The organism is Dyadobacter pollutisoli, from assembly GCF_026625565.1.
Taxonomy (GTDB): domain Bacteria; phylum Bacteroidota; class Bacteroidia; order Cytophagales; family Spirosomataceae; genus Dyadobacter; species Dyadobacter pollutisoli.
Genome location: NZ_CP112998.1, coordinates 1,740,521 through 1,763,026 on the forward strand (window position 1 = coordinate 1,740,521; position 22,506 = coordinate 1,763,026).

Sequence of the window (22,506 nt, forward strand, 5' to 3'; positions counted from 1 at the left end):
GAGAAGTGATTATTAATGAATTAGTTTTTAACTGCTTTAATAGTCTTTTCTCCAACTATTCCCTGGATTCGCAAAAAGAAGAGGCCGGTTTTAGGTAATGTGATTATCTGTTTAGTAGCTGGGTTTTGTTTGGCTATGATGACTTTCCCGGTAATGTCAACCAACTCCATTGTGGAAATTCTCTCAGGAAGCTTTACTTCCACCTTGCCATCAGGTGAGGGATTAGGAAACGCTACAAATCGATCCAGGCTTTCATTTTCAGGAACTACGGAAACAATGCGGCTTAATGTAAATTTCTCATCAAAATCAATCTGTTTTAGACGATAGTAGCTGGTAGTGATCAGCTTGGCATCGGTAAATCTGTAAATTTTCTCGCTCTCCTGATTTCCCCCGTCTACCCAGCCAATGGCGTCAAACACCTTCCCATCGACGGATTTCTGAATTTCAAAACCTTTGTTATTGACTTCCTGGGTTGTTTTCCATTCCAGTTCTGCATTCCCGGAACTGGTTAGCTGGCCTTTGAAGCTGATCAGTCTCACTGGCAATGCCGACAAGCTGGTGGGAGTAAGTGTGCCTATGACCCAATTGACACTCAGGTTCCCAACTGTGCTTTGGCTGGCCGCCCCGTATATTCCTGATGGCGAGATTTGTTGTGCGAATGACCATTGCGCTGCGATAATCAGCGCAATGGTTAAAGTTAGTATTCTCATTTATCTGAAAGTTTTGAATTAGATAAAGCACTATCAATTTGGGTAGATGAGGAAGACAATTCCGATGTGAGCTTAACTAAAGCTTTGAGATCACTAAGCTCTTTGCGAAAACTATCCATACCATTTGCCTGAGCCTTCAATTCGTCATTTTGTACTTTAATAGCAGTATTTAATGTTTGCAAATATTCTACTGACGCTTTCAACTCCTTCACCGACTCAATCAAATGCGGGATCAACCCGGTATAGTTCACCGATTTAAAGCCCTTATCGTCTGTCTTTACCAACTCAGGGAAAATGGCTTCTACTTCCTGTGCGATCAAACCGGTTTGCAATGTTTGATCCAATGTGCTGTCTTTCCAGAAGTAGTGGTAGCCGTTCAGGTCGGTAAGTTTGGTGAGGCTGCTACTTAGGGAAGAGAAATCTCTTTTGAAACGGCGGTCGGAGGAGTTGTAAGTAGCGCCAGAAATAGTTGCATTGCCATTATTATCCATCCAGAACAACCAGTTTCCCGCATTAAAGAAGCCAATCTGATGGTCTGCTTTCATTCCTACAAAGCCCTTTGGTTCACCAGCCGAATTGTCAAGAGCTATACCCGCTGAATTTCCATTAGGGGAAGTCGTGTTGTGACGGATGCGAGGACGTTCTGCGATATCCAAAATATATTTTGGTTCGAGGACTGTCGAACCTATTCCGAAGTTTCCATTTCGGAGGATTGTGACGGCGTTAGAGCGGCCCTTATCGTCACCGTTGCCAATTTGGAATATGCGATCGTTGATAGCAATTTGCTTGCTAGGCGTATCCTGGTCATCATTATATGCTCCCAATGTAACTGATTCTACCGCCTTTGCGAATGTTCTAGTGCCTTGTGAAAATGAGCGGTCTCCTGTCGAATGGGCTTCAAGCCCAATAGCTGTACTATTTTCCGCTGAGGCATGCGAATTATCCCCTATTGCTAGTGTGTGTGAACTTGTGGCAAGGCATTTGCGACCTATCGCAATAGCACCCACATCTGAGGCATAGGATCTGTTACCCATCGCAATAGATCCACTTCCTGATGCGATCGAATTATCTCCCAAAGAAACTGAGAGAGGGCCAGAAGCTTGGGTGTTATTGCCCGCAGCAAATGAAGCTGTACCGATATTAGAATCATCCCAGGCATCATTTAGAACAAGGCCTGCGCGGAACGCTGCTTTGCGAGGATACCAAATCAGGTTCGCGTCTTCCGCCGGATTAGCCAAGATCCCTCCGGATCCTAATATCCCTGTCTGCACAATCGGATCATTATTTATCCAGCGATTCGCTTCTTTGGCGTGATCAGCTTCTAATGTGTAGTCCGCTTCCTTTGCATGCACTGCTTCCTGCGCTTCTGCGGCGTGCAATGCATACGGCACACTCAAAATCTGACTTACTCCCATATTGGTATAATTGCTCCCACCAGCCACATCAATTGCAACTTGCAGGAAGTAAGGCCCGGTTTTCCAATCGACCAGTTGAAATGGCCCGTTATCGGCGTTGCTTATGCCTACTGGAACAGTGAAAATTCCAGAAGAAGATGTAGTTGGGTGATGTGTTTCCGTAAAGACGACTGGTCCAACGTCTGTGCCTGATCTGATGTTTAATTTCAATGAGATGGTTGTATTTCCAATCACATCCCCGGCAGCATTTCTGGCGACTCCTTGAAAATCAAATTTTTGTGGTGCTTGTGCCTGTATTCGAAATGCTAAAAACACTAATAGCAGGAGGGTTACTGTTTTTTTCATTGGTGTGATTTGTTAAACTGATTATTGGGTGATAAAAAATGGATTTGAACTACAATGAAAATTAAATGTCTGGTGAGGCTACTTGACTGATGTTTGGGACACTTCGTTTGTATTGGGTGCCAGTTTGTTAAGTGCTGCTTCGAGCTTATCCACGCGTTTTAATGCGACTTTCAATGCCTCATTTTCGGACTTTACTTCCTGATACTTTTTGTCCAACTCCTTCACCGACTCAATCAAATGCGGTATCAACCCCGTATAATTCACCGATTTAAAGCCCTTTTCGTCTGTCTTCACTAGTTCAGGGAAAATTGCTTCTACCTCCTGCGCGATTAAGCCGGTTTGAAGTGATTGGTCTAATGTGCTGTCTTTCCAGAAGTAGTGGTAGCCGTTTAGATCTGTAAGTTTGGTGAGGCTGTTGCTTAGGGAGGAGAAGTTTCTTTTGAGACGACGGTCGGAAGTGTTGTAATTCGTTCCCAGGATATGGGCATTTCCAATACTATCCATCCAAAATAACCATTTATCGGCATTCCAAAGCCCGATTTCGGAATTGCTTTTCATTCCGATAAATCCTTCAGGGCTTCCATTTGAATCGTCAAAGAACACTCCTGCAGTTGTTCCATTGGGAGAGGAAGGATTGTGTCGGATTCTTGGTCGTGCTCCAATGTCAAGTATGAACCCCGGTGAAAGCACATTCCCACCAATTCCAATATTGCCATTTTTAAGTACGGTTAACGCATTTTTACGATTGATAGCATTATTATCAGCATCAATATCACCATTACCTATTTGAAAAATTCTGTCATTCGGAGCGCTCGAATAAAAACCAGGATTATCCTGAATGTCATTTGCAATTCCAACTACGGTACCTCCATATGATTTTGAGATAGTAGATACACCCGTTACAAAAGAGGCCCATGCTTGCGATTGGGTTAACATTCCGGTAGAAAAAGAGTAAATCTCGCTTGCTATTGTTTTTTTCCCGGAAGCGAAGGAGTATGCGCCGCTAGCAATGGATTCAAGGCCGGTCGCGAGTGAGCCTGTATTGTTAGCCTGGGACCCAGTCCCCACTGCAAATGAGGCAATCCCGTTAGCCTTAGTGTTCTGGCCAAATGCCATAGAGTTATTTCCTTCTGCCCTGGTATTACTTCCAAATGCGGTAGAGTATGCTCCAATCTTTGAATCGTCCCAAGAATCATCATTTACATATCCTGCTCTAAAAGCAGCTCTACGGGGATACCAGATTAATTTTGGCCCTGTACCGAGATTATCTAAAATACCACCTTTGCTTACTTCTCCACTCTGCACAATCGGATCCCCATCCTTCCACTTATCTGCCTGCGCCGCATGCAATGCATAAGGCACACTCAAAAGCTGCGTCGCCCCGAGATCAACGTAGTTGGTGCCACCTGCTGCATCGAGTTCGACTTGTAGGAAGAAGCTTCCTGCTGACCATTTAATGTCTGATATGTTTCCACTTTTGTCATTTCCAGTTCCTACTGAAACTGTGAAGATGCCCCCATTTGATGTTAGAGGCTTGTGCGTTTCCTGATAGACATTTACACCACCTGGCAGCGCTTCGTGAATTGTAAGCCTGAGTGATACAGTAGTATTCGCAATGACTTTCCCGGCAGAATCCCTTGCAACACCTTGAAAACTAAATTGCTGGGGTGCCTGGGCGAATAAATGTAGTGTGGCAGATAACAGCAGAGAAACGAGTAATATCTTTTTCATAAACAAAGAGATGGTTTATTTTTTTGGTGAAAAGTAAACCATCTCTCAGTGCGGGTTCAAAAGCGATTATTGATCGGTGGGGCTAAATGAATTAGCGGTTTTTGTGTTCCAATATTGAGAACCTCAATGCATCCCAACTATTGCTTGACAAGTTTGCAGGTCAATACCTTCGATGGTGTCACCAGTCGATAGATGAAAACACCTGACGGTAGCTTTTTTGTATTGAATTCCAGCGAATACTCTCCTCTGGAATAGACGCCGTCTGCTACCGTACTTACGGATCGGCCTTGCAAATCCAATACTTCCAGTTTTACTGACGTATCCTCAGGCAGGCTAAATGCAAATTGGGTGTAGGAATTTGCGGAATTGGGATGAGCTCAGACTTTTAAACCTGATTCGGTTTCTTTCGGCCTTTTGTCAAAAGTAGCAGTCATTCTTTTCATCTGATTCTTTAAGTCGGATGCGATTTGCGGCGCTGTGTAAGTGGCTTCACGTACGCAGTCTGGCCTTTTGAGTTAAATTGTTCATTCCAGGCTTTGATAACGTTCTGCGCTTTAAGTCCATTGGAAAATAAGCCAATCAACAAATCTGTTAGTAGTTTTTTGACTATTGTAATGGAGATTAAGGTGTAAGAATATTTCGATTACAACTGAATGGCCTGAAAGTATGGGAATATGACCAGGATAGAGGAAAGCGTTTACCAGGATGGCGGGATCGGCTATCGAATGGATACCTTGATGCAACGAGCAATGTGTGATTATTTGGACAATTAATATGTCATAATTTGTTTTTGCATATAATAATATTGTCGATTCGGAAGTTCTATATTCTAAACTACTTCTCACGCCCTGTTTGGTAACCAGCAGAGCATATCAGGTGATTATTGGTGTTGATGGATGTCGTGTTGTATCGGTAAAAAATAATCGAAAAATATTGAACTTTTTGGAGAAACATGACTCACCGCTTGGAGCGGTTACATAGGTGACTATACGTCAAGTAACCTATGGTTATTTTCTAAGAAAACATAGTCAGAAAGCAGGAATCCTTGTTTATGTAAATAATTTCATATCTTTTTGTACATCCGGTTACTAAGGGCCCCAGGGCGGCATTAACCGGAGAATAAAGTGTAAAATTTTCCTGATTTGCACTTACCCCCTCTGATTTTTTAGCTTAAATGACAGAGATGTTTTATGGTCTCAGGACGATAATTGAAATCTGATTTAAAAGATAAATTGTGTAATAAGGACACGAGTGAATGATGCCTAGCCAGTTGGCGATGTATGCGGATTCAAAGATTTTTCATTGTTTAATTATTTTTTAACTATCTACTATCTATACTTTAATCTATGAGGATTTCTAAACGAAGTAAGGATCGGAACCTAACCCGGTGCTTCTATTCTCTTTTCCTGTCCATGGTAGTCATGGCCGGTGCATACGCTCAGGATGTAACGGTAAAGGGAAAGGTTAGCGATGAGCAAGGGCAGGGTTTGCCTGGTGTGAGTGTGGTGGCCAAAGGAACGTCAGTAGGTACTGTCACGGACCTGGAAGGCAATTATTCTGTTAATGTACCGGGATCTACCACCCTGGTATTCTCATTTATCGGCTACATTACCCAGGAGATTCCTTTGGGTAGCAAAACGAGCCTGGACGTTAAAATGCTTTCGGATACCAAGGCACTGGAAGAAGTGGTTGTGGTAGGTTATGGAACGGCGAAAAAGGCTACGCTGACAGGTTCTGTTACAGCTGTTAAAGGTGCTGAACTTCAAAAGGCGCCGGCTGCTAACCTTTCCAACACATTGGGCGGACGTCTGCCGGGCGTGTCCGCGGTACAGGGAAGTGGTGAGCCGGGATATGATGGTTCGGCCATCCGTATCCGTGGTACTAACTCTCTGGGTAACAGCAATGCACTGATCGTTGTGGATGGTGTGCCGAACCGTAGTGGTGGTTTGGATCGTCTGAACCCCGCTGATATTGAAAGTATCTCTGTATTGAAGGATGCTGCTGCTGCTATTTACGGTTCCCGCGCGGGTAACGGTGTGATCCTGATTACCACCAAACGTGGAAAGACAGGTAAGCCCCAGCTTTCCTATGACATGAACTTCGGTATGGGACAACCTACCCGTACGCCGAAGATGTCCAACGCAGCGGAATACGCAACAATCCGCAACGAGTTGCAGATTTACGACAACCTGCCTGTTGACCAATGGAATGGCGCGCTTCAAGGCTTCAATTCAAATGGTGCCTACACCAGAACCGACAACGGAAATGTGCTCAGTGCTGTATTTACGCCTGATGATATCAAGAAATTTGCAGACGGTTCGGACCCATTGATCCACCCCAATACCGATTGGTACGGAAGCGTAATCAGAAACTGGTCTCCGCAGCAGCGTCACAATTTGCAGCTGACCGGTGGTAGCGACAACATCAGATATTTGGCTTCCCTGGGTTACATTAATCAGGATGGTAACTATGTGAACTCTGCTACTGGCTATAAGCAATATGATATGCGTATCAATTTGGATACAAAAATCAACAAGTATGTGAGTGCGAACCTGGGCGTAACAATGCGTGAAGAGTTCCGTCGTTTCCCTAATGGTGGTGGGGCCGGCGATATTTTCCGGATGTTGATGCGTGGTAAGCCTACCGAGATTGCCATCTGGCCAGATGGCCGCCCCGGGCCTGATATTGAAAATGGTCAGAACCCTGCGGTTATCACTACTAATACGACTGGTTATAACCATGACAAAAGAGACTATATCCAAACCAACGGAACGCTTGAAATTTTGATTCCGGGTGTGGAAGGTTTGAAAGTAACTGCAATGGCTGCTATTGATAAGCAATTGCGCCGTCAGAAGTCATTCCAGAAGCCATGGACACTCTATTTCTGGGACAAGAAGACATTTGAAGCCGATGGTGTAACGCCATTTTTGACTGGAACTGTACGTTCTACTTTCAGCGATCCGCGTTTGACGGAAAATGCTTCACAGGAACTTTCTGTTCAGCTAACAGGGCAGGTATCTTACGAAAAGTCGATCAACTCGCATAACTTCAATGTGATGGCGGGTGTTCAGCGTGAGAAAGTGGATGGGGACGGATTCTTCGCTTATCGTCGCTATTTTATTTCCCCTGTGGTTGATCAACTGTTTGCCGGTGGTACTGCCGAACAGAATATCGACAACTTCGATTTGTTCAGACGTGCCCGTTTGAGCTACTTCGGACGCGCCGGCTATAACTACAAAGAGAAATACCTGGCTGAATTCCTTTGGCGTGTGGATGGATCTTATGTATTCCCACAGCAAGGTCGTTTCGGCTTCTTTCCAGGGGTATCGGCAGGTTGGAGAATTTCGGAAGAAGATTTCTGGAAGGGTAACATCAACTTCGTCAACAATGTGAAAATTCGCGGTTCATGGGGTCAAATGGGTGCTGAACCTTACTTGTTGGGAACAGAAACATTGGCAGAGTATCAATACCTGTCTACAATGGGCTTTGGTTCTTACATTATCAATGACCAGGTTGCCAAAACATTGCTTGAAACTCGCGTAGCCAACCCGAACTTTACCTGGGAGGTTGCGAACAACTCTAACTTCGGTATCGAAGGTACGTTGTTCCATGACAAGGTTGCATTCGAATTCGACTACTTTGTTAACAATCGTTCCAATATCCTGATCCCAAAAATTGGATCTACGCCTTCAAGTGCTGGTATTGACGGAAAACTTCCTCCTCAAAACCTTGGTAAACTGCAAAACAAAGGGTGGGAATTCAAAGTGAGCTATGACGGAAGTCACAACGATTTCACATATTCTGTGAGCGTGAATGGAGGTTATGCCAAAAACCAGATCAAATACTGGGATGAAACACCTGGTGCACCTTCGTACCAACGTACCACTGGTAAGCCATACAATGCATTCCTGGCTTATCAGTATGACGGTATCTTCAAGGATCAGACTGAGATTGATTCTAAAACGCTGGATTACAGCGGAATTACCGGTACTATTCGTCCCGGCGACATGAAGTTCAAGGATATCAATGGCGATGGAAAAATCACGGCTGACGACAAAGTCCGCTCTGAAAAAACCAACCGCCCACAGTTCACAGGAGGAGCATCGATCAACCTGGGCTATAAAGCGTTTGATTTGTCGATCCTGTTCCAGGGAACATTGGGAGGCCTTCAATATATTGGACAAACTGAGTCCGGTGACATTGGTAATTACCTGAAATATGCATACGATCACCGTTGGACGATTGATAATCCAAGTTCAACCGAACCGCGTCTCGCTAACAGAAATAATACCTATTATACCAATTTCGACAATGCCGGTGCCAACACCTATTACCTGAGAAGCAACAATTATCTGCGTCTTAAGAATATAGAACTGGGCTATAACCTGCCATCTGAAATCGGTAAAAAGATCGGCCTGAACAATTTCAGGGTATATGTCAACGGTTTGAACCTGATCACGATCGACAAGATCAAAATATGGGATCCCGAAGCGACTTCTACAAACGGACAATACTATCCTCAGTCGCGGGTGATGAATGCTGGAGTACGTGTAACTTTTTAAGAACAAAACATGAAACTGAGTTATAAAAATTGGATATTTTTCGCGGCGCTTGCATCGGCTGGGCTTGCGTCCTGCGATACAGATTTTCTGGATGTGACACCGCCAACTGAAATTCCAACCGAAGAGGTTTGGAAGGACGGTGCACTTGCCGAGGGCTTTGTGACCGGCATCTATGCAGGACTTCAGCAAGGTGGTTTCAGCGAACAAATGCTTGCATCCCTTACTGATGAAGCGGTTTTTACCCACACAGGTAGAAACATCAACACTGTCAATGAAGGTAGTTTGAGCCCTTCCAACCTTGGATGGGTGGATGACACCTACGGATGGGGCCCGATGTATACCAGAATCCGTGCTTCCAACCAGGCTATTCAGAATCTGAAAACGGCCACTTTTACGGATGAGACGCTTAAAACCCGTTTGCAGGGAGAGGCGTATTTCCTTCGCGCTTACTACTATCAGCAGTTGTTACGTTACTACGGTTCTGTACCTATTATTACAAAAGCGTACAATCTGAACGAGGATTATTCAGTAGCTCGCAATACTTATGACGAATGTGTGAAATTCATCGTAAGCGACCTGGATAGCTCTGCATTGTTGTTGAAAGGAAAAACAGAAGTGAAAGGACGTGCAACGGAAGTGGCTGCTTTGGCATTGAAATCAAGAGTGTTGTTGTATGCAGCCAGTGATCTTCATGACATCCCAACTCTGAAAGCGAAGTCGGCTGTAATTGCAGCCTATCCAAACCCTGAATTTTTGGGTTACCTGTCAGGAGACCGCAAGGCGCGATGGCAAGCAGCACAAGTTGCAGCAAAAGCAGCATTGGACGCAAGCAACGGAGGTTATAAGCTGAACCTGACCGCGCCGGTAACTCCCGAGCAGGGCAAGATCAACTACATCTCCCTTTCAATGGGTGGTGGTAGTGCAGATAAGACGTTGGATGCATCAGCTTCTTCCGACATCATTTTCGGTCGCTACTTTATACCAAGTCTTAACGAAGGCGCGCGTCAGACAGGTTTGAACAATGGTCCAAACGGATACCACAACTGGGCTGGAAACACGCCAATCGGCTTATTGGTTGATGATTATCAAATGATGGATGGCACGCCATTCGCATGGACTAATCCGACACACAAAGCCAACCCATATGTAAACCGTGACCCACGTTTCTATGCAACTGTAATGTATGACGGCGCAAACTGGAAACCACGCCCTTCCGATGCGAAAGATCCTGCTAACCAGATCCAAACAGGTGCTTACGACCTTCTGGATGACAAAGGAGCATTGATCAACCGCAAAGGACTCGATACCCGCAGCAGCTCTATTGAAGACTGGAACGGAAGCCGTACAGGTTACTATATGCGTAAGTTTATTGATCCAAACCCTGCATTGTACGATAATACAGATCGTCAGAACATTCCGTGGCCATTTATCCGTGTGACTGAAACCGTTTTCAATTACATTGAGGCAAGCATTGAACTGGGGCAGGATGCAGAAGCACTTGCGTGGCTTAACAAGATTCGTTTCCGCGCAGGTATGCCGGCAGTGAAAGCTACGGGCACAGCTTTGAAAGAAGCTTATCGCCAAGAGAAACGCATTGAGATGGCTTACGAGGAGCAGCGTTACCACGATGCACGTCGTTGGCTGATTGCGCCGACAACCCTTGGAAGACCCCTTCAATACATTACTGTATTGGGTAAATTCAAGCCTGGGAAATCCATGAAAGAGCCATACCATTACGATACAAGCGTTTACGATTACACTTATACTCCGGTAGAAGAAAAATCGCACGAAAACCGTACATGGGTTGACAAAATGTATTTCCGTCCGTTCAGCCGTGACGAGATCAACAGAAATGCCAAGCTGGTTCAAAATCCGGGTTACGATAAATAATTCAAGATTTATTTAGCACAAAAAACCCTGTCGTTCGCGGCAGGGTTTTTTGTTTCCATGGGACACATTCCCACAAAACGTGGATTTCGATAGACACTAGTCTGCGCTTTAAAATTTAATAAGTTATTGATAATGAAGTAATTGTATTTTTTGGCATGATCGTGTTGATAATCATGGCAGCAGTGCGGATGCACAAAACGCTTTTACCATTGTTAAAAAACGAACATAGATTATGAAAACGCTAGTAGTATCGGCATTGGCCTTAACGCTAATTTCTTTTGCCTCTGTTCAGGCTCAAACAACAGAACCAGCGACGCAGGCGACGCAGCATGAGGTTCACAAGGAAGCAGCAACCACCCAAAAAACCGGTAAAGAGGAAAAGGTAGTCGTCAAGCCGGAGGATCTACCGGCAGGTATCAAGAAAACGATCCAGGGGGAACAATTTTCCGGTTGGAAAGTAGAAAAAGCTTTTCTTGTAACGGAAACCGACAAAACGCAATATTATGAATTACAGGTAGCCAAAGGCAAAGAAAGCGCCAGGGTTAAACTGGATAAAGACGGAAATAATGTGGGATAGTTAGTTAAGTCTCACATTCAAGTGAAAAAAGCCGGAACTTCTCCGGCTTTTTTTGTTACCCGACAGTTTATACCTTTAACACCTTTTAGATCTAAACACTTAATAGTTCCTTTTTTCTTAATGCTTCGACTTTTACGTTACCCGCTCCTCATCTCTGTTTTAGTTTTTGGTTTGTTCAATTGCGCTGGCAGTAAAAAGTCAAAAACTGTTGCGACAGATGCCAAACTCTCCGCTCAGGGCAAAGAATTATTTACAACGAACTGTGTCTCTTGTCACGCACTGGAGCACGAAGAAATCGGGCCGCGGCTAGGAGGCGTAACCAGTTTATTGTCTGAAAAGGAACTCATTGATTTCGTCAAAAATCCTAACAAGGCCATCGAAGCAGGTAATCAGCGGGCGGTAGCATTGACGCGACGGTACAAAATGATCATGCCGCCATTTGATTTTCTGACAAACGATGAGATTAAATCAATCCTGGCGTATATTAAAGACGAAAGCGAGCAGCATCACATTCAACCCCTGGTGGTGAAGGCCGAAGCCAATACCGCTGTTGCAGAGCGACTAGCCGCCCCGATTACCAAAGCTGGCCTGAAAATAGAGACAGAGGATTTTATTACAATTCCTTCTTCAAGCGAAAAGATGCCGAAAACGCGCATCGCAAATATGCGACCCCATCCTTCGGCCGATGGTACATTGTTTGTCAGCGACCAGAGGGGCATAATTCATAGAATAGAGAACAACCAAACCAATGTATTTCTGGATATCAGGCCTTTGATCGAAAATTATGTCAATGAGCCTGGCCTGGGTACCGGGCTGGGCAGCTTCGCTTTTCATCCTGATTATCAAAACAATGGCTTGATTTACATTACCCATACCGAAGCATTCAAGGGCAAGCGTGCTGACTATGAATTCCCCGATTCCATTAAAGTGGCATTGCAATGGGTGGTTTCTGAATGGAAGATCAATGACGTGAAAAGTAAGGTATTCGAAGGGAAAAGACGTGAGCTTATCCGTATCAATGTGCCGAGCGTGGTGCATGGTACCCAGGACATTGGATTTGTGCCGGGTATCGGAAAAAGCGATCCGGATTATGGGATGCTATATATAGGTACCGGCGACGGAGGTTCCACCATTGCTAAACATCCTGAGCTTTGCCACAAACTAGGCTCGCTACTGGGCACCATTATCCGGATTGATCCTGCCGGGAATAATAGCAAAAACGGCAGCTATGGCATTCCAACGGATAATCCCTTCGTAAACAATGCCGATCCTGCGACTTACAAGGAGATTTATGCCTACGGTTTCAGAAATCCGCACCGCCTTTACTGGGATATGACGAATGGAAAAACATTGTTCAGCGCCGAAGTAGGGGAGTCCAATTTTGAAGAAGTGAATGTGATCAAAAAAGGCGGAGATTACGGCTGGAATGTGCAGGAAGGTAACTACGGAATTTCTTACAAGGATCTTAAAAACGTCTACAAATTGCCAGACGCGAACAAGTTTGTTAAGCCTTTCGCGCTTTACGACCATGTCGATGGAAATGCGATCAGCGGCGGGGCTGTTTACGAAGGCCAGCTGGAAGCATTGAAGCATAAATATATTTTTGGGGATATCGTTAGCGGACGGATCTTCTACGTTCCGGTAGATAAATATTTATCACCTTCACCGGTACACGAGCTTACCATTATGCAAGGCTCCAAGGAGACCAATCTGGTGGAAATGTCGGGCTCAAAACGGGTAGACCTGCGCATCGAATACGATCTTTTTTCAAAGCAGATGTACATTATGACCAAAAGCGACGGCAAAATCAGGAAGGTTACCAAAGCCTATTTTGACAAGATACCCTGAGGTGCCATTAGCTATTTTGAGTTGGCCGTTAAATAATTGATAAGCCTTAATGACAAGTTGTTACAGTTAATTTGTACAGCAAAAAATTAACTAAGGTTTATAATGGCAAATGTAAAAACAGTAATTGATCAATGGTCAGTAAAAGATCTTGAAGATAACTCTTCTATCAACGTAACCGTGGAGGGATGCACCGAGCTGGGTAACAATTCGCAGCCGGGCATCCAGATCCTGAGTATGGGCCAGTTCGTGACCTACGAACCCAATATCGTCGAGCAATGGGCATACAAAGCCGGCAAGCAGTCGGTGACCGAGTACTTCCTGGAAGACAAATCCTGGACCTATCACCAAGACCAATACATTAAATATTACTTATTGTTAGAAAGTCCGTTGAAGGCCCGTATCGTGGTGAAGACAAGAAGCTCCAAGCCAATTACCAAGGATTATGAACTGCCTTTTGAAGTATAGTAAAGCGACCAATAGCTATCGCGGCTCGCCCCAGGCTAGTTTCTAATTCACGATGATCACATACACTTATTACGGTCTACTTTCGGTATTCTGTATCTTTCTTTTCATATCCGTTTTTACCTACCTGTGGAAGCCTGCTCCTTCGGGAGACAGTTCCGTGGGTTGGGCACTGGGCATCTTTTACCTGGCTGGCCTGGTCGGTATTATTGTGCTGGCTTTGTTGTTTTGGCAAAACAAAACCGTAGGACTGATCATACTTTGTGTTCCGCTGGTTTTTCTGTCGCTACCATTTCTGAGGAGCAAGATCACAGATCTTTATGCCTGGTTTCCGGTTGCGGGAAACACCACTCCGTTAACGGTCCATATCGTCAATACCACCGATGCGCTCATTCGTGTAAAGATTGAATGCTGGTTTGGTCGGGCGAATCGACACACTTCTTTTCTATATAAAACAATGGTTTTTACCTCCAAACCGCTGGAATCCACGCCGCATCAGCTATCGGAATATCAGACGGTTTTGCTTTCCAGAAAATCCAAATACGTGTCAATCTCCATTTACGAGTGTATTTTGGGAAATGGCCCTGAGTTCAGTTATATGAGGGAAATCCAGCCGTGCATGCAGTTTTGGGATCAATCTGTCGGCGCATTTCGGAAATCCGAGTATGTGATCACCATTGATGCCGCCAAGAATTCAGATGCTTTCAGATCGGAAGTAAAAAGATTAAAAAAGGACAATATGTACACCTCCGGGGCATTCTAATTCCGAACTTATGAAATTGCAATTGATAAAAACCATTGGCTCGCCAGTAAGTGGCAAGGATCAGTCGATCTGGATTTCTGCAAAAGACAAATCGTTCTATATCACAGATCGCTGGAAAGTGGTTCGCATCGATCCAAGCGAGAATTTTGAGATCCGTGTGATTTCAGAAACCGCCGATCAAGAAGATGCTTATCAAATGAAGGGAATTTATGACAAGAGATTACCTGACCCTCTCTATGACGAAATCAGCGCAGGTGGAATCGCGGGTTTTAAGCTTTTGAGTAAAACAGATTATGATAGCATTGATTCGCCAGCCGGGTCTGCCTCATTTCTGGAAATGGCCAACCGTTACGGGCCCATTGATCGCAACTTGCCGCTGCTGGCCCACAACGCGAGTATTGTCACATTTGGAAATAAATCCCTTTGGATGGAAAGAATGGAAGGCAACGCATTGATAAGTATTGACACGGTCAAAACAAAAGGGAAAGCGCCGGTGCACGCCCATCTGCATCCGAACCTGAACCTGATCGTTTACGGGACTAATTATGGCGAGATTTACGGGCAGTATTTTAATGAAAACAGTTTTGGTAAAGCCATAAAAATTGACAATCTACAAAAACCTTGTTATCAAACAGGCTTCACGCAAGACGGGGAATATTTGATTGTCTGCGGAATGGGCTACGTAAAATTATACATTGAAAAAGCCGGTACCTATTCAGAAATCTCGACCATTCAAACTTCCGCCAGATCTTTTGAGATATTGGAAAACTACCTGATCCTCAATAAAGGAATGCACGGAATGGATGTTTTTCTGATCGGAGACAAGCCTGAGAAAAAAGGCTCACTGGAACTCCCATTTGCCATCGACAGAATGATTTGTCATCAGCCCGAACGATTAATGCTCCTGACAAGTAACCCGCACGGAGAGATAGCGTTTGTAAAATTGACGGATCAATAACCGTCAGAGGTAGAGCTTTACCATTTCCCGCCAGTAGCGCGGCCTGTGCGCCTCCTCGTCCCAGACGTAAAGCTGATGTGGAACTGCGATCTGGTTTAATGAATGGCTCAGATGCTGGTTGTTGTCTAAGAATGTATCCTCGCGGCCGATCACCAGGGTAATGTCCAACCTCCGCAGCTGTCTGAGTAATTTGGGATCGGAGATTTTTGGTATAAAATGATTGGGCATATTGTAATAAATATCCTCGTCGAAATATCCATCAAAAAGGTCAGCAAAAAAGGGTAGGGGCTGCGTCAGATCGTAACGGGCGCTCATGCCTACCACTTTTGTGAAAACGGTTGGGTGTTTGAAAGCAATGTTGACCGCGTGATAGCCGCCCAGGCTGCATCCAGCGGCAATCAATCCCTTTTTTTTATTCTGTTTTTTAATAAAAGGAACTACTTCCTGCAGAATGTATTTTTCATATTGTAAATGCCGTGCAATGCGTTGAGCAGGGGGCGATTTGGAATAAAAACTCTCACAGTCGATGCTATCTACGCAGTACACCTGAATTTCGCCTGCTTCTATTTTTGGTTTAAGAGCGTCAATGATCTTCCAGTTCTCAAAGTCATAAAAGTGGGCAGACCGTGTTGGGAAAAAAATGACCGGTGTGCCGGACTGGCCAAAGACCAATACTTCCATGAACCTTTCTAAAATCGGACTGAACCATTTATGATACGCTCTTTCCATGACCAGATGAGTTATGGTGCTTTTAGTAGTTCCTCGGAGCGAACCGAGGCATTCAGATTTTCGAGTATGATTTTTCTCCACAACGCATAACCGTCGCGGCTCAGGTGCAGTCCGTCCGGTTCGAAAAGGGATTTTCTGGGATACCCCTGGTAATTGACCATCGAGGGGTAAATGTCGATAAAATGCTGAAACGCATCTTTGCCGATCTCCTCACGGATCAAGGTATTGGTCAGCTTGATTCTGTCAATAATTTCCCAGCGTTGAAGACTGGGTTTTACAGATATAAAAAACACAGGAACGTTACCGAAGCTCTGCCGGATCTGAGCAATCAGCTGACGATAAAACAGGCAAACTTCCGCCGGATCACGACCGTCGCCAAGATCGTTGTCGCCGGCGTAGATAATGATTGTTTTGGCCGAAGTAACAGGTGCCAGAAGCCTATCAAAAAACCAGGAGCAGGCCGCCAGTGTTGATCCGCCGAAGCCGAGATTAACCGGTTTCAGCTCAGCAAAATCATCATAGAGAGAGGTCCACAAAGTAAAACTGGAACTTCCGTAAAAAACCGTCTCCGGCTCATAAGTCAGCTCCGAAAACTCTTTTTCCACCCTTACGACTTCTTCTTCATACCAGGTCATGCCGTTTCACAAACAGTTTATAGAACCAAATATAGTCCCGGAACATTAACTATTCGTTAAGATTTGATCATCAGTTCAAGAATTTAGGAGCATTTTTTTGATTACGTATATACTTCTTTGGAATAGTGATATTAAAGGAGCAAAAAATCAAAATTTTCAAAAGTGGTTACAACCTTTTGTTATCTGAATGTTTCTTAATTATGGTTTTAACAAACACTATGTCATGAAAAAAACAATTCTATTTGCACTAATCTGGGTTGCGGCAGTTGCCTGTGACCAGAAACAAGATGCTACCCCACAGGCTGAACTAAAAGCCACAAGCGTACCTTATCGGCAGATGACCACAGTAGCCGCCGCGGGCTCGGATCTCAAAGTTGATTTACAGGAAATTACCGACAGTCGTTGCCCCAAAAATGTAGTTTGCATTCAAATGGGCAGCGCTGCAATGAAGTTCAATGTGTCTGATGCTTCCAATAAGGTAGACGTTAATGTCATTTACAAAGGAGATCGTAAAACCGACTATCAGACATTTACATTAAGTGGACAGACTTACCTGCTTAGAGTGAGCGAAGTGCTTCCTTATCCGGAGACAACCCAGTCGCCTAAGCTGGAAGATTACAAGGTAGATGTCACCATTGAAAAAAAGTAATAGATTAAGATTTGGTGTGAAGGTTAGTAAAAGGAGTCAGGCTCAGACCTGGCTCCTTTTCTCTTTAGTGGGTTTTTATCGACCATTTTAGTAATTTGTTGTGTAACTTGTCGGAGTAAAAAAGCTTATCTGAACCAATGAAGCAACTTTTTTCAAGGCGGGAAGTTGTACAGGGCCTGGCCGCCGCAGGGGGGGCGCTGCTGTTGAACCCGTTGCCAACACTTGCCGAAAACAATGGACCGATGATTTTACAAAGAAAAATACCTGCATCAGGAGAACAGCTACCCGTCGTCGGACTAGGCTCCTGGCAGCAATTTGATGTTGGGGCAAGCTCGGCGGAAAGAGTGCCTTTGAAAGAAGTATTGATCAAGATGCAGGAAGCTGGCGGAAAGGTAATCGATGCATCGCCTATGTATGGCCGTGCTGAGGAGGTAATCGGTGATCTGACCAAGGAAATCAAATTGAATGATCAGTTTTTCTTTGCTACCAAAGTCTGGACTACCGGAAAACAGGAGGGGATCGATCAGATGAATGATTCATTTAGAAAAATGGGACGCAGTAAAATGGATCTGATGCAGGTTCACAATTTGCAGGATTGGCAAACCCATTTGAAAACGCTGAAAGATTGGAAACAGCAAGGTAAAGTAAAATACATTGGAATTACTCATTACACGGACTCTGCTCATTCGCGCCTCGAACAGATCGTGAAGTCAAAAGCTGTTGATTTTGTGCAGTTTAATTACTCGATCCTATCGCGTAATGCAGAAAAAAGCCTGCTTCATGCTGCCAGAGAAAACGGGGTCGCTGTGATCATTAATGAACCGTTTGAGCAAGGCGCATTATTCAGGGCGGTTAAAGGAAAGACATTACCACCGTGGGCAGGCGATTATGACATTAAAAGCTGGGCGCAGTTCTTTTTGAAATATATTATTGGTAATGAAGCGGTTACCTGTGTGATACCAGGCACCTCCGATGTTAAACATTTGCTGGATAACATCGGAGCAGGACTGGGTAGGATCCCTGATGAACAGGGCCGCAAAAAAATGCTTGAATGGATGGAGACAGTTTAACTATTCCAAAGCGAAGGCGACGTATTGGTTTCCCTTTTTGGTTCCCAGCTTGGTACCGCCGCAAGCAATGACCACATACTGTTTTCCATTCACCTGATAGGTGGACGGTGTTGCAAATCCGGCGGCAGGAAGTGTGGTTTCCCATAAAAGTTTGCCGGTCTTTTTATCAAATGCCCGGAATTTACCGTCTTTGGTCGCAGCAATGAAAAGCAGGCCGCTGGCGGTTACAACCGGGCCGCCGTAATTTTCGGTTCCGGTTGTTGGTACACCTTTTGATTTCAGTGATTCCACTTCTCCGAAAGGTATCTTCCACAAATATTCTCCCGTATTCAGATTAATCGCATTCAATGTTCCCCAGGGCGGTGAAATCGCAGGAAGACCATTGGCGTCCAAAAACTTGTTATAACCCGTGCTCTGATAGGGCAGGTATACCCTTTTCGAAGCTGGTGTAGCTGACACAGCCTCTACTTTTTCATCACCAAACAAAAACGAAACCAAAGCCTGCTTTTCCTCCGAAGTAAGCATAGTGAAGCCCGGCATCATTCCTTTTCCAGATGTGATCAGTTGCGTTACAAATGGGCGGTCACGACGTGTCCCGATATCCACCAGAGAAGGATATCCACTTTTGGCATTGCCTTTTCGCTGCGGCCCGTGGCAGGTGACGCAGTAAGTAGTGTACACTTTTTCACCGGGACTGAGATTGGAAAGCTCGCTTTCTTTGGGCGTATCTTTCATGGTCAGAATCCAGGCCATTTCATTGCTATTCACATACAGGATCCCTTCTTCGGGGTCGGCGGCTGCGCCTCCCCACTCGGCGCCACCGTCAAATCCAGGTAAAATTACGGTTCCTTCCTTGCTGGGTGCGGCGAAGAGTTCCTTTTTGTATCCTTTGAATTTGATCATCAAAGAGTCTTTATCCGGTGCGTATGGGCTGATATCTTTCTCAGTCAATGTATATGCCTGACGTGCGTAGGGGGCGGGTTTGCTTGGGGTTGGCTGGCTGGGCCATGGGAATTCGCCGGGTAAAGCTGTTTTGGGCGCGACAACTTCTTTAATCGGAAAAAGGGGTTTTCCTGTCACGCGGTCAAAAATAAAGACATAACCTTGTTTGCTAACCTGTGCCACAGCATCGATCTTTCGAGACCGTCCGTCGGGGCCTTTCTGGGTAACGGTGATCAGGTTAGGAGGTGCGGGCAGATCGCGGTCCCAAATGTCATGGTGCATAGTCTGAAAATGCCAGATTCGCTTTCCGGTGCGGGCATCCAAGGCGAGCAATGAATTGGCAAAAAGGTTAGTGCCCTTTCTTTTGCCTCCATAAAAATCGTATCCCGCCGAGCCTGTCGGTACGTACAGAATACCGCGTTTCCGGTCGATAGCGGTACCTGCCCAGTTGTTGGCAGCGCCTGTGTAAGTGTTTTTGTATGCATCCGGCGGAAAAGTTTCATATCCGAATTCACCCGGATAAGGAATGGTGTGAAATGTCCATTCCAATTTACCTGTTTTAACATTAAAAGCCCTGAGATCACCAGGCGCAGCGTCAGAGTCTTCTGAAAGACGAAGCGGCATGATGATCAGATCTTCAAAAATGGTCCCTGGTGTGTTGGAGACCATGTATTTACCTTTCGCTATTTCGGGCAAACCAGTGTGCAGGTCTACCTTTCCATGATCGCCAAAGCTGTCAATCACTTTACCCGTACGGGCGTCGAGCGCATACAGAAATGGCCCCATTGCATGCAGGATCCTTTTGTCGTTGCCTTCGCTCCAATAGGTAAGCCCTCTGCTGGTATTGGAGCCATTTTTTGATTTATCACCGAAAAGCCAGATCTGTTTGCCCGTAGCAGCGTCCAGCGCAAAGGCCTGAACAGCCGAAGTGACACCATACAGAAGGCCGTCTACGATAATCGGGTTTACCTGCGTTTGCCCTGAATCCGGCATCGCGTAGGTCCAGGCTATTTTCAGATTCTTAACATTACCGGGATTGATCTGGGTCAATGACGAGTAATGGTTCCTATCCGGGCCACCCAGATACTCAGTCCATTCATCTTTTTTATCGTCAGAAATATTCCGTGCGCCAAGTAACAGTAATGCGGAGGCAGCAATGCAAAGTATGGGTTTGAACATTTTATTCTTTGAGTACAATATAGGAAGGGGAGCTCTATTCGAATTTACTGTTAACGGTAATGCCAGGCCAGGTATCGCTTCTGAAACCGCTTGCCGGAAAACCGTCGGTACTGTAAAGATTGGCATCTTCCGGGGCGTCCGACCAGGCATACCTTACCGAGGCAGGTTTGGTTACTTTGGGATGTGATACTACCACCGTATTTCCTTTGATCACGGCTTGGGCGTAGTAAAATACTTTATCATCTCCGGCGATTTCAAAACCTTTGAGATAACCATATTTGTCTTTTACCATTAACCCATTTTCCGCATTTTTAAAAGAAACAATAGCTTTACCATCCTCGAACTGAACTTTATCATATAATGGCGAGGCGTAGGGTATATTCTGGCCGTAATCCAGTTTCAAAGCATTGGTTGCCAGTCTGTGGGCCACATCCTGTTTGTTGGTTGGATGAATGTCGAGCGGGTTTCCGACGTCAGTAGAAACGGCCATACCTGTTTTAGGCAGACTGAGCGTCATGTTCTGCGCCTCGCGAAGCTCCCCCCAGTTACTGCCTTTATTACTGTCATTTTCCTGGCCGAAGCTAGAAAGCTGTACCCAGTAAAACGAGAATTCATCATTCCATAATTTACGCCAATCATTGATCATCAATGGAAACGACCGGCGGTACTGGTACGCCCTGCCTGCATTACTTTCACCCTGATACCACAATGCGCCCCTGATGCCAAACGGGATCAGCGGCACGATCATCGCATTGTAAATGCTGGTACCGACATTGTTCATCAGGTGTGCATACTCATGTTTTTCAGCAAAAGAAGGCATGAGCATCCAATCCTTCGCCAAGCTGATTTTAGTACCCCCAACCTCAATGTATAAATCGTTGGCAGATCCAATAAAGCCCGGGCCAAACCACGAAGTAGCAACCTGATTCCCTAGCTTGATGACGAGCTGATTTTTTCCTTCTTTCCAAATACTGGCAGGCACAGTGATCTTTTTCACCCCTTTTACCGCGCCCTGGCTAACTAGTTTGCCATTAATATAAACCTCATTTGGACTATCATTTTCGGAGAGCGACAAAACGGTTTGCTTAGCAGCGATATCTGCGGGAAGCGTGATTTCTTTGGCCATAAAACCGTTTCCACGAAAGCCCATCAAACCTTTCCAGTCCCATTGTCCGACCGGATCGGCCGTTTTTTGCCAATGGGAAAAATCGGCGGCACCACCTACATATTTCTTTTCATCATCTGCGGAAGGGGTAAAGGAAGCATTTTTGAATAGTTGTTTTCTAAGTTTGCTATCCATGATCAAGTCAGCATCCTGCCAGGTTTGCGGCAAATGCTGGGCGTAGGATTTCAGGCCGTCATCGGTGAGCATGGCTTCTTTGCTGATCCAGCCTTCCACCTGCGAGCCGCCCCACGACGAATGCAATATGCCCACCGGTATTTTAAGTTTTTGATACAATTCCCTGGCGAAAAAGAAGCCGATAGCTGTAAACCCGCCGACAGTCTCAGAAGAAGCGATTTTCCATTCTCCCGTTTTAAGATCTTTTTCGGGCTGCAATGTCACTTCATGATCCACCCTGAAGTGACGGACCTGCGGGTAGTCTGCATTCTGTTTTTCGGCCGCGAAGTTTTTCGCAGCCGATACCGGCCATTCCATATTCGATTGCCCCGAACAGAGCCATACTTCGCCGATCAGCACATCATTAACGGTCGCTGTGCCGGATTTGGCAGTGACATTCAGCGTGTGCGGGCCGCCTGCTTCGAGAGGATTAATCCGTACAATCCATTTGCCGGAAGCGTCTGCTTTTGCAGTGGCGGTCTGGCCTGCCAGCGTTACAGTTACCTTTTCACCCGCCGTAGTCCAGCCCCAAACAGGGATCGGTTTCTGGCGTTGCAGCACCACGTGATCAGAAAATAAACGGGCTAGCTTGACCTGGCCAAAGACACTGGTGTGAATAATCAGTAACAGAACTAAAAACAAACGGTTCATAAACGCTTCTCTAAGTGAATTAATGGTTATAAAATACGGATAGGGTGCCTT

16 protein-coding genes and 1 pseudogene are annotated in these 22,506 nt (G+C 45.3%); 9 read left to right on the forward strand and 8 right to left on the reverse strand.

Translation table 11 applies throughout. The annotated features are described in order from the left end of the window. Positions 1-20 precede the first annotated feature (20 nt). The 4 genes and pseudogenes from ON006_RS07275 to ON006_RS32300 all read right to left on the reverse strand — a co-directional run. Positions 21-710 (reverse strand): T9SS type A sorting domain-containing protein, encoded by a 690-nt coding sequence (locus tag ON006_RS07275; RefSeq protein ID WP_244819141.1) that lies wholly within the window; start codon positions 708-710, stop codon positions 21-23. Then, positions 707-2,470: a tail fiber domain-containing protein gene (locus tag ON006_RS07280; protein ID WP_244819140.1), complete on the reverse strand. Its 1,764-nt coding sequence runs from the start codon at positions 2,468-2,470 to the stop codon at positions 707-709. Before ON006_RS07280 ends, ON006_RS07275 begins: the two co-directional genes overlap by 4 nt. A 78-nt stretch (positions 2,471-2,548) precedes the next feature. Then, the gene (locus ON006_RS07285; protein WP_244819139.1) at positions 2,549-4,201 is read right to left on the reverse strand and encodes a tail fiber domain-containing protein; all 1,653 of its coding nucleotides are present in this window, start codon (positions 4,199-4,201) and stop codon (positions 2,549-2,551) included. A 137-nt stretch (positions 4,202-4,338) separates the two neighbouring features. After that, positions 4,339-4,560 (reverse strand): annotated as a pseudogene (locus ON006_RS32300) (T9SS type A sorting domain-containing protein); the annotation flags it as partial. 987 nt (positions 4,561-5,547) lie between these two features. Between ON006_RS32300 and ON006_RS07290 the strand changes: the two are divergent. The 7 genes from ON006_RS07290 to ON006_RS07320 all read left to right on the forward strand — a co-directional run bounded on the left by ON006_RS07290 (position 5,548) and on the right by ON006_RS07320 (position 15,261). After that, positions 5,548-8,763: a SusC/RagA family TonB-linked outer membrane protein gene (locus tag ON006_RS07290; protein WP_374760190.1), complete on the forward strand. Its 3,216-nt coding sequence runs from the start codon at positions 5,548-5,550 to the stop codon at positions 8,761-8,763. A gap of 9 nt (positions 8,764-8,772) precedes the next feature. Next, the gene (locus tag ON006_RS07295) at positions 8,773-10,653 is read left to right on the forward strand and encodes a RagB/SusD family nutrient uptake outer membrane protein (RefSeq protein ID WP_244819138.1); all 1,881 of its coding nucleotides are present in this window, start codon (positions 8,773-8,775) and stop codon (positions 10,651-10,653) included. Between the two features lie 232 nt (positions 10,654-10,885). Continuing rightward, positions 10,886-11,230, forward strand: coding sequence for a hypothetical protein (locus tag ON006_RS07300; protein ID WP_244819137.1), 345 nt, complete (start codon positions 10,886-10,888; stop codon positions 11,228-11,230). Between the two features lie 120 nt (positions 11,231-11,350). After that, the gene (locus ON006_RS07305; RefSeq protein ID WP_244819136.1) at positions 11,351-13,078 is read left to right on the forward strand and encodes a PQQ-dependent sugar dehydrogenase; all 1,728 of its coding nucleotides are present in this window, start codon (positions 11,351-11,353) and stop codon (positions 13,076-13,078) included. Positions 13,079-13,180: 102 nt separating this feature from the next. Next, entirely contained in the window at positions 13,181-13,543 is a 363-nt protein-coding gene (locus tag ON006_RS07310) for a hypothetical protein (RefSeq protein WP_244819135.1), read from the forward strand. A 52-nt stretch (positions 13,544-13,595) separates the two neighbouring features. Beyond that, positions 13,596-14,303: a hypothetical protein gene (locus ON006_RS07315; RefSeq protein WP_244819134.1), complete on the forward strand. Its 708-nt coding sequence runs from the start codon at positions 13,596-13,598 to the stop codon at positions 14,301-14,303. 10 nt (positions 14,304-14,313) lie between these two features. Then, on the forward strand, positions 14,314-15,261 hold the full coding sequence (locus tag ON006_RS07320; RefSeq protein ID WP_244819133.1) for a hypothetical protein: 948 nt from the start codon (positions 14,314-14,316) through the stop codon (positions 15,259-15,261). Positions 15,262-15,264: 3 nt separating this feature from the next. Here ON006_RS07320 and ON006_RS07325 read toward each other — a convergent pair whose 3' ends face one another. Together ON006_RS07325 and ON006_RS07330 are read right to left on the reverse strand one after the other, a co-directional pair. Further along, entirely contained in the window at positions 15,265-15,990 is a 726-nt protein-coding gene (locus tag ON006_RS07325; protein ID WP_244819132.1) for an esterase family protein, read from the reverse strand. Between the two features lie 11 nt (positions 15,991-16,001). Beyond that, positions 16,002-16,625, reverse strand: coding sequence for a GDSL-type esterase/lipase family protein (locus tag ON006_RS07330; protein ID WP_244819131.1), 624 nt, complete (start codon positions 16,623-16,625; stop codon positions 16,002-16,004). Between the two features lie 223 nt (positions 16,626-16,848). Between ON006_RS07330 and ON006_RS07335 the strand changes: the two genes are divergently transcribed. After that, complete coding sequence (locus tag ON006_RS07335) at positions 16,849-17,274, forward strand: hypothetical protein (protein WP_244819130.1); 426 nt, start codon at positions 16,849-16,851, stop codon at positions 17,272-17,274. 137 nt (positions 17,275-17,411) lie between these two features. Beyond that, a complete protein-coding gene (locus tag ON006_RS07340) occupies positions 17,412-18,344 on the forward strand; it encodes an aldo/keto reductase (RefSeq protein ID WP_244819129.1) in 933 nt (310 codons plus the stop codon). Here the strand turns inward: ON006_RS07340 and ON006_RS07345 are convergent, their stop codons facing one another. Together ON006_RS07345 and ON006_RS07350 are read right to left on the reverse strand one after the other, a co-directional pair. Next, positions 18,345-20,465, reverse strand: a complete 2,121-nt coding sequence (locus ON006_RS07345; protein ID WP_244819128.1) for an outer membrane protein assembly factor BamB family protein — start codon at positions 20,463-20,465, stop codon at positions 18,345-18,347. A 34-nt stretch (positions 20,466-20,499) separates the two neighbouring features. Then, entirely contained in the window at positions 20,500-22,455 is a 1,956-nt protein-coding gene (locus ON006_RS07350; protein WP_244819127.1) for a sialate O-acetylesterase, read from the reverse strand. Positions 22,456-22,506: the final 51 nt, after the last annotated feature.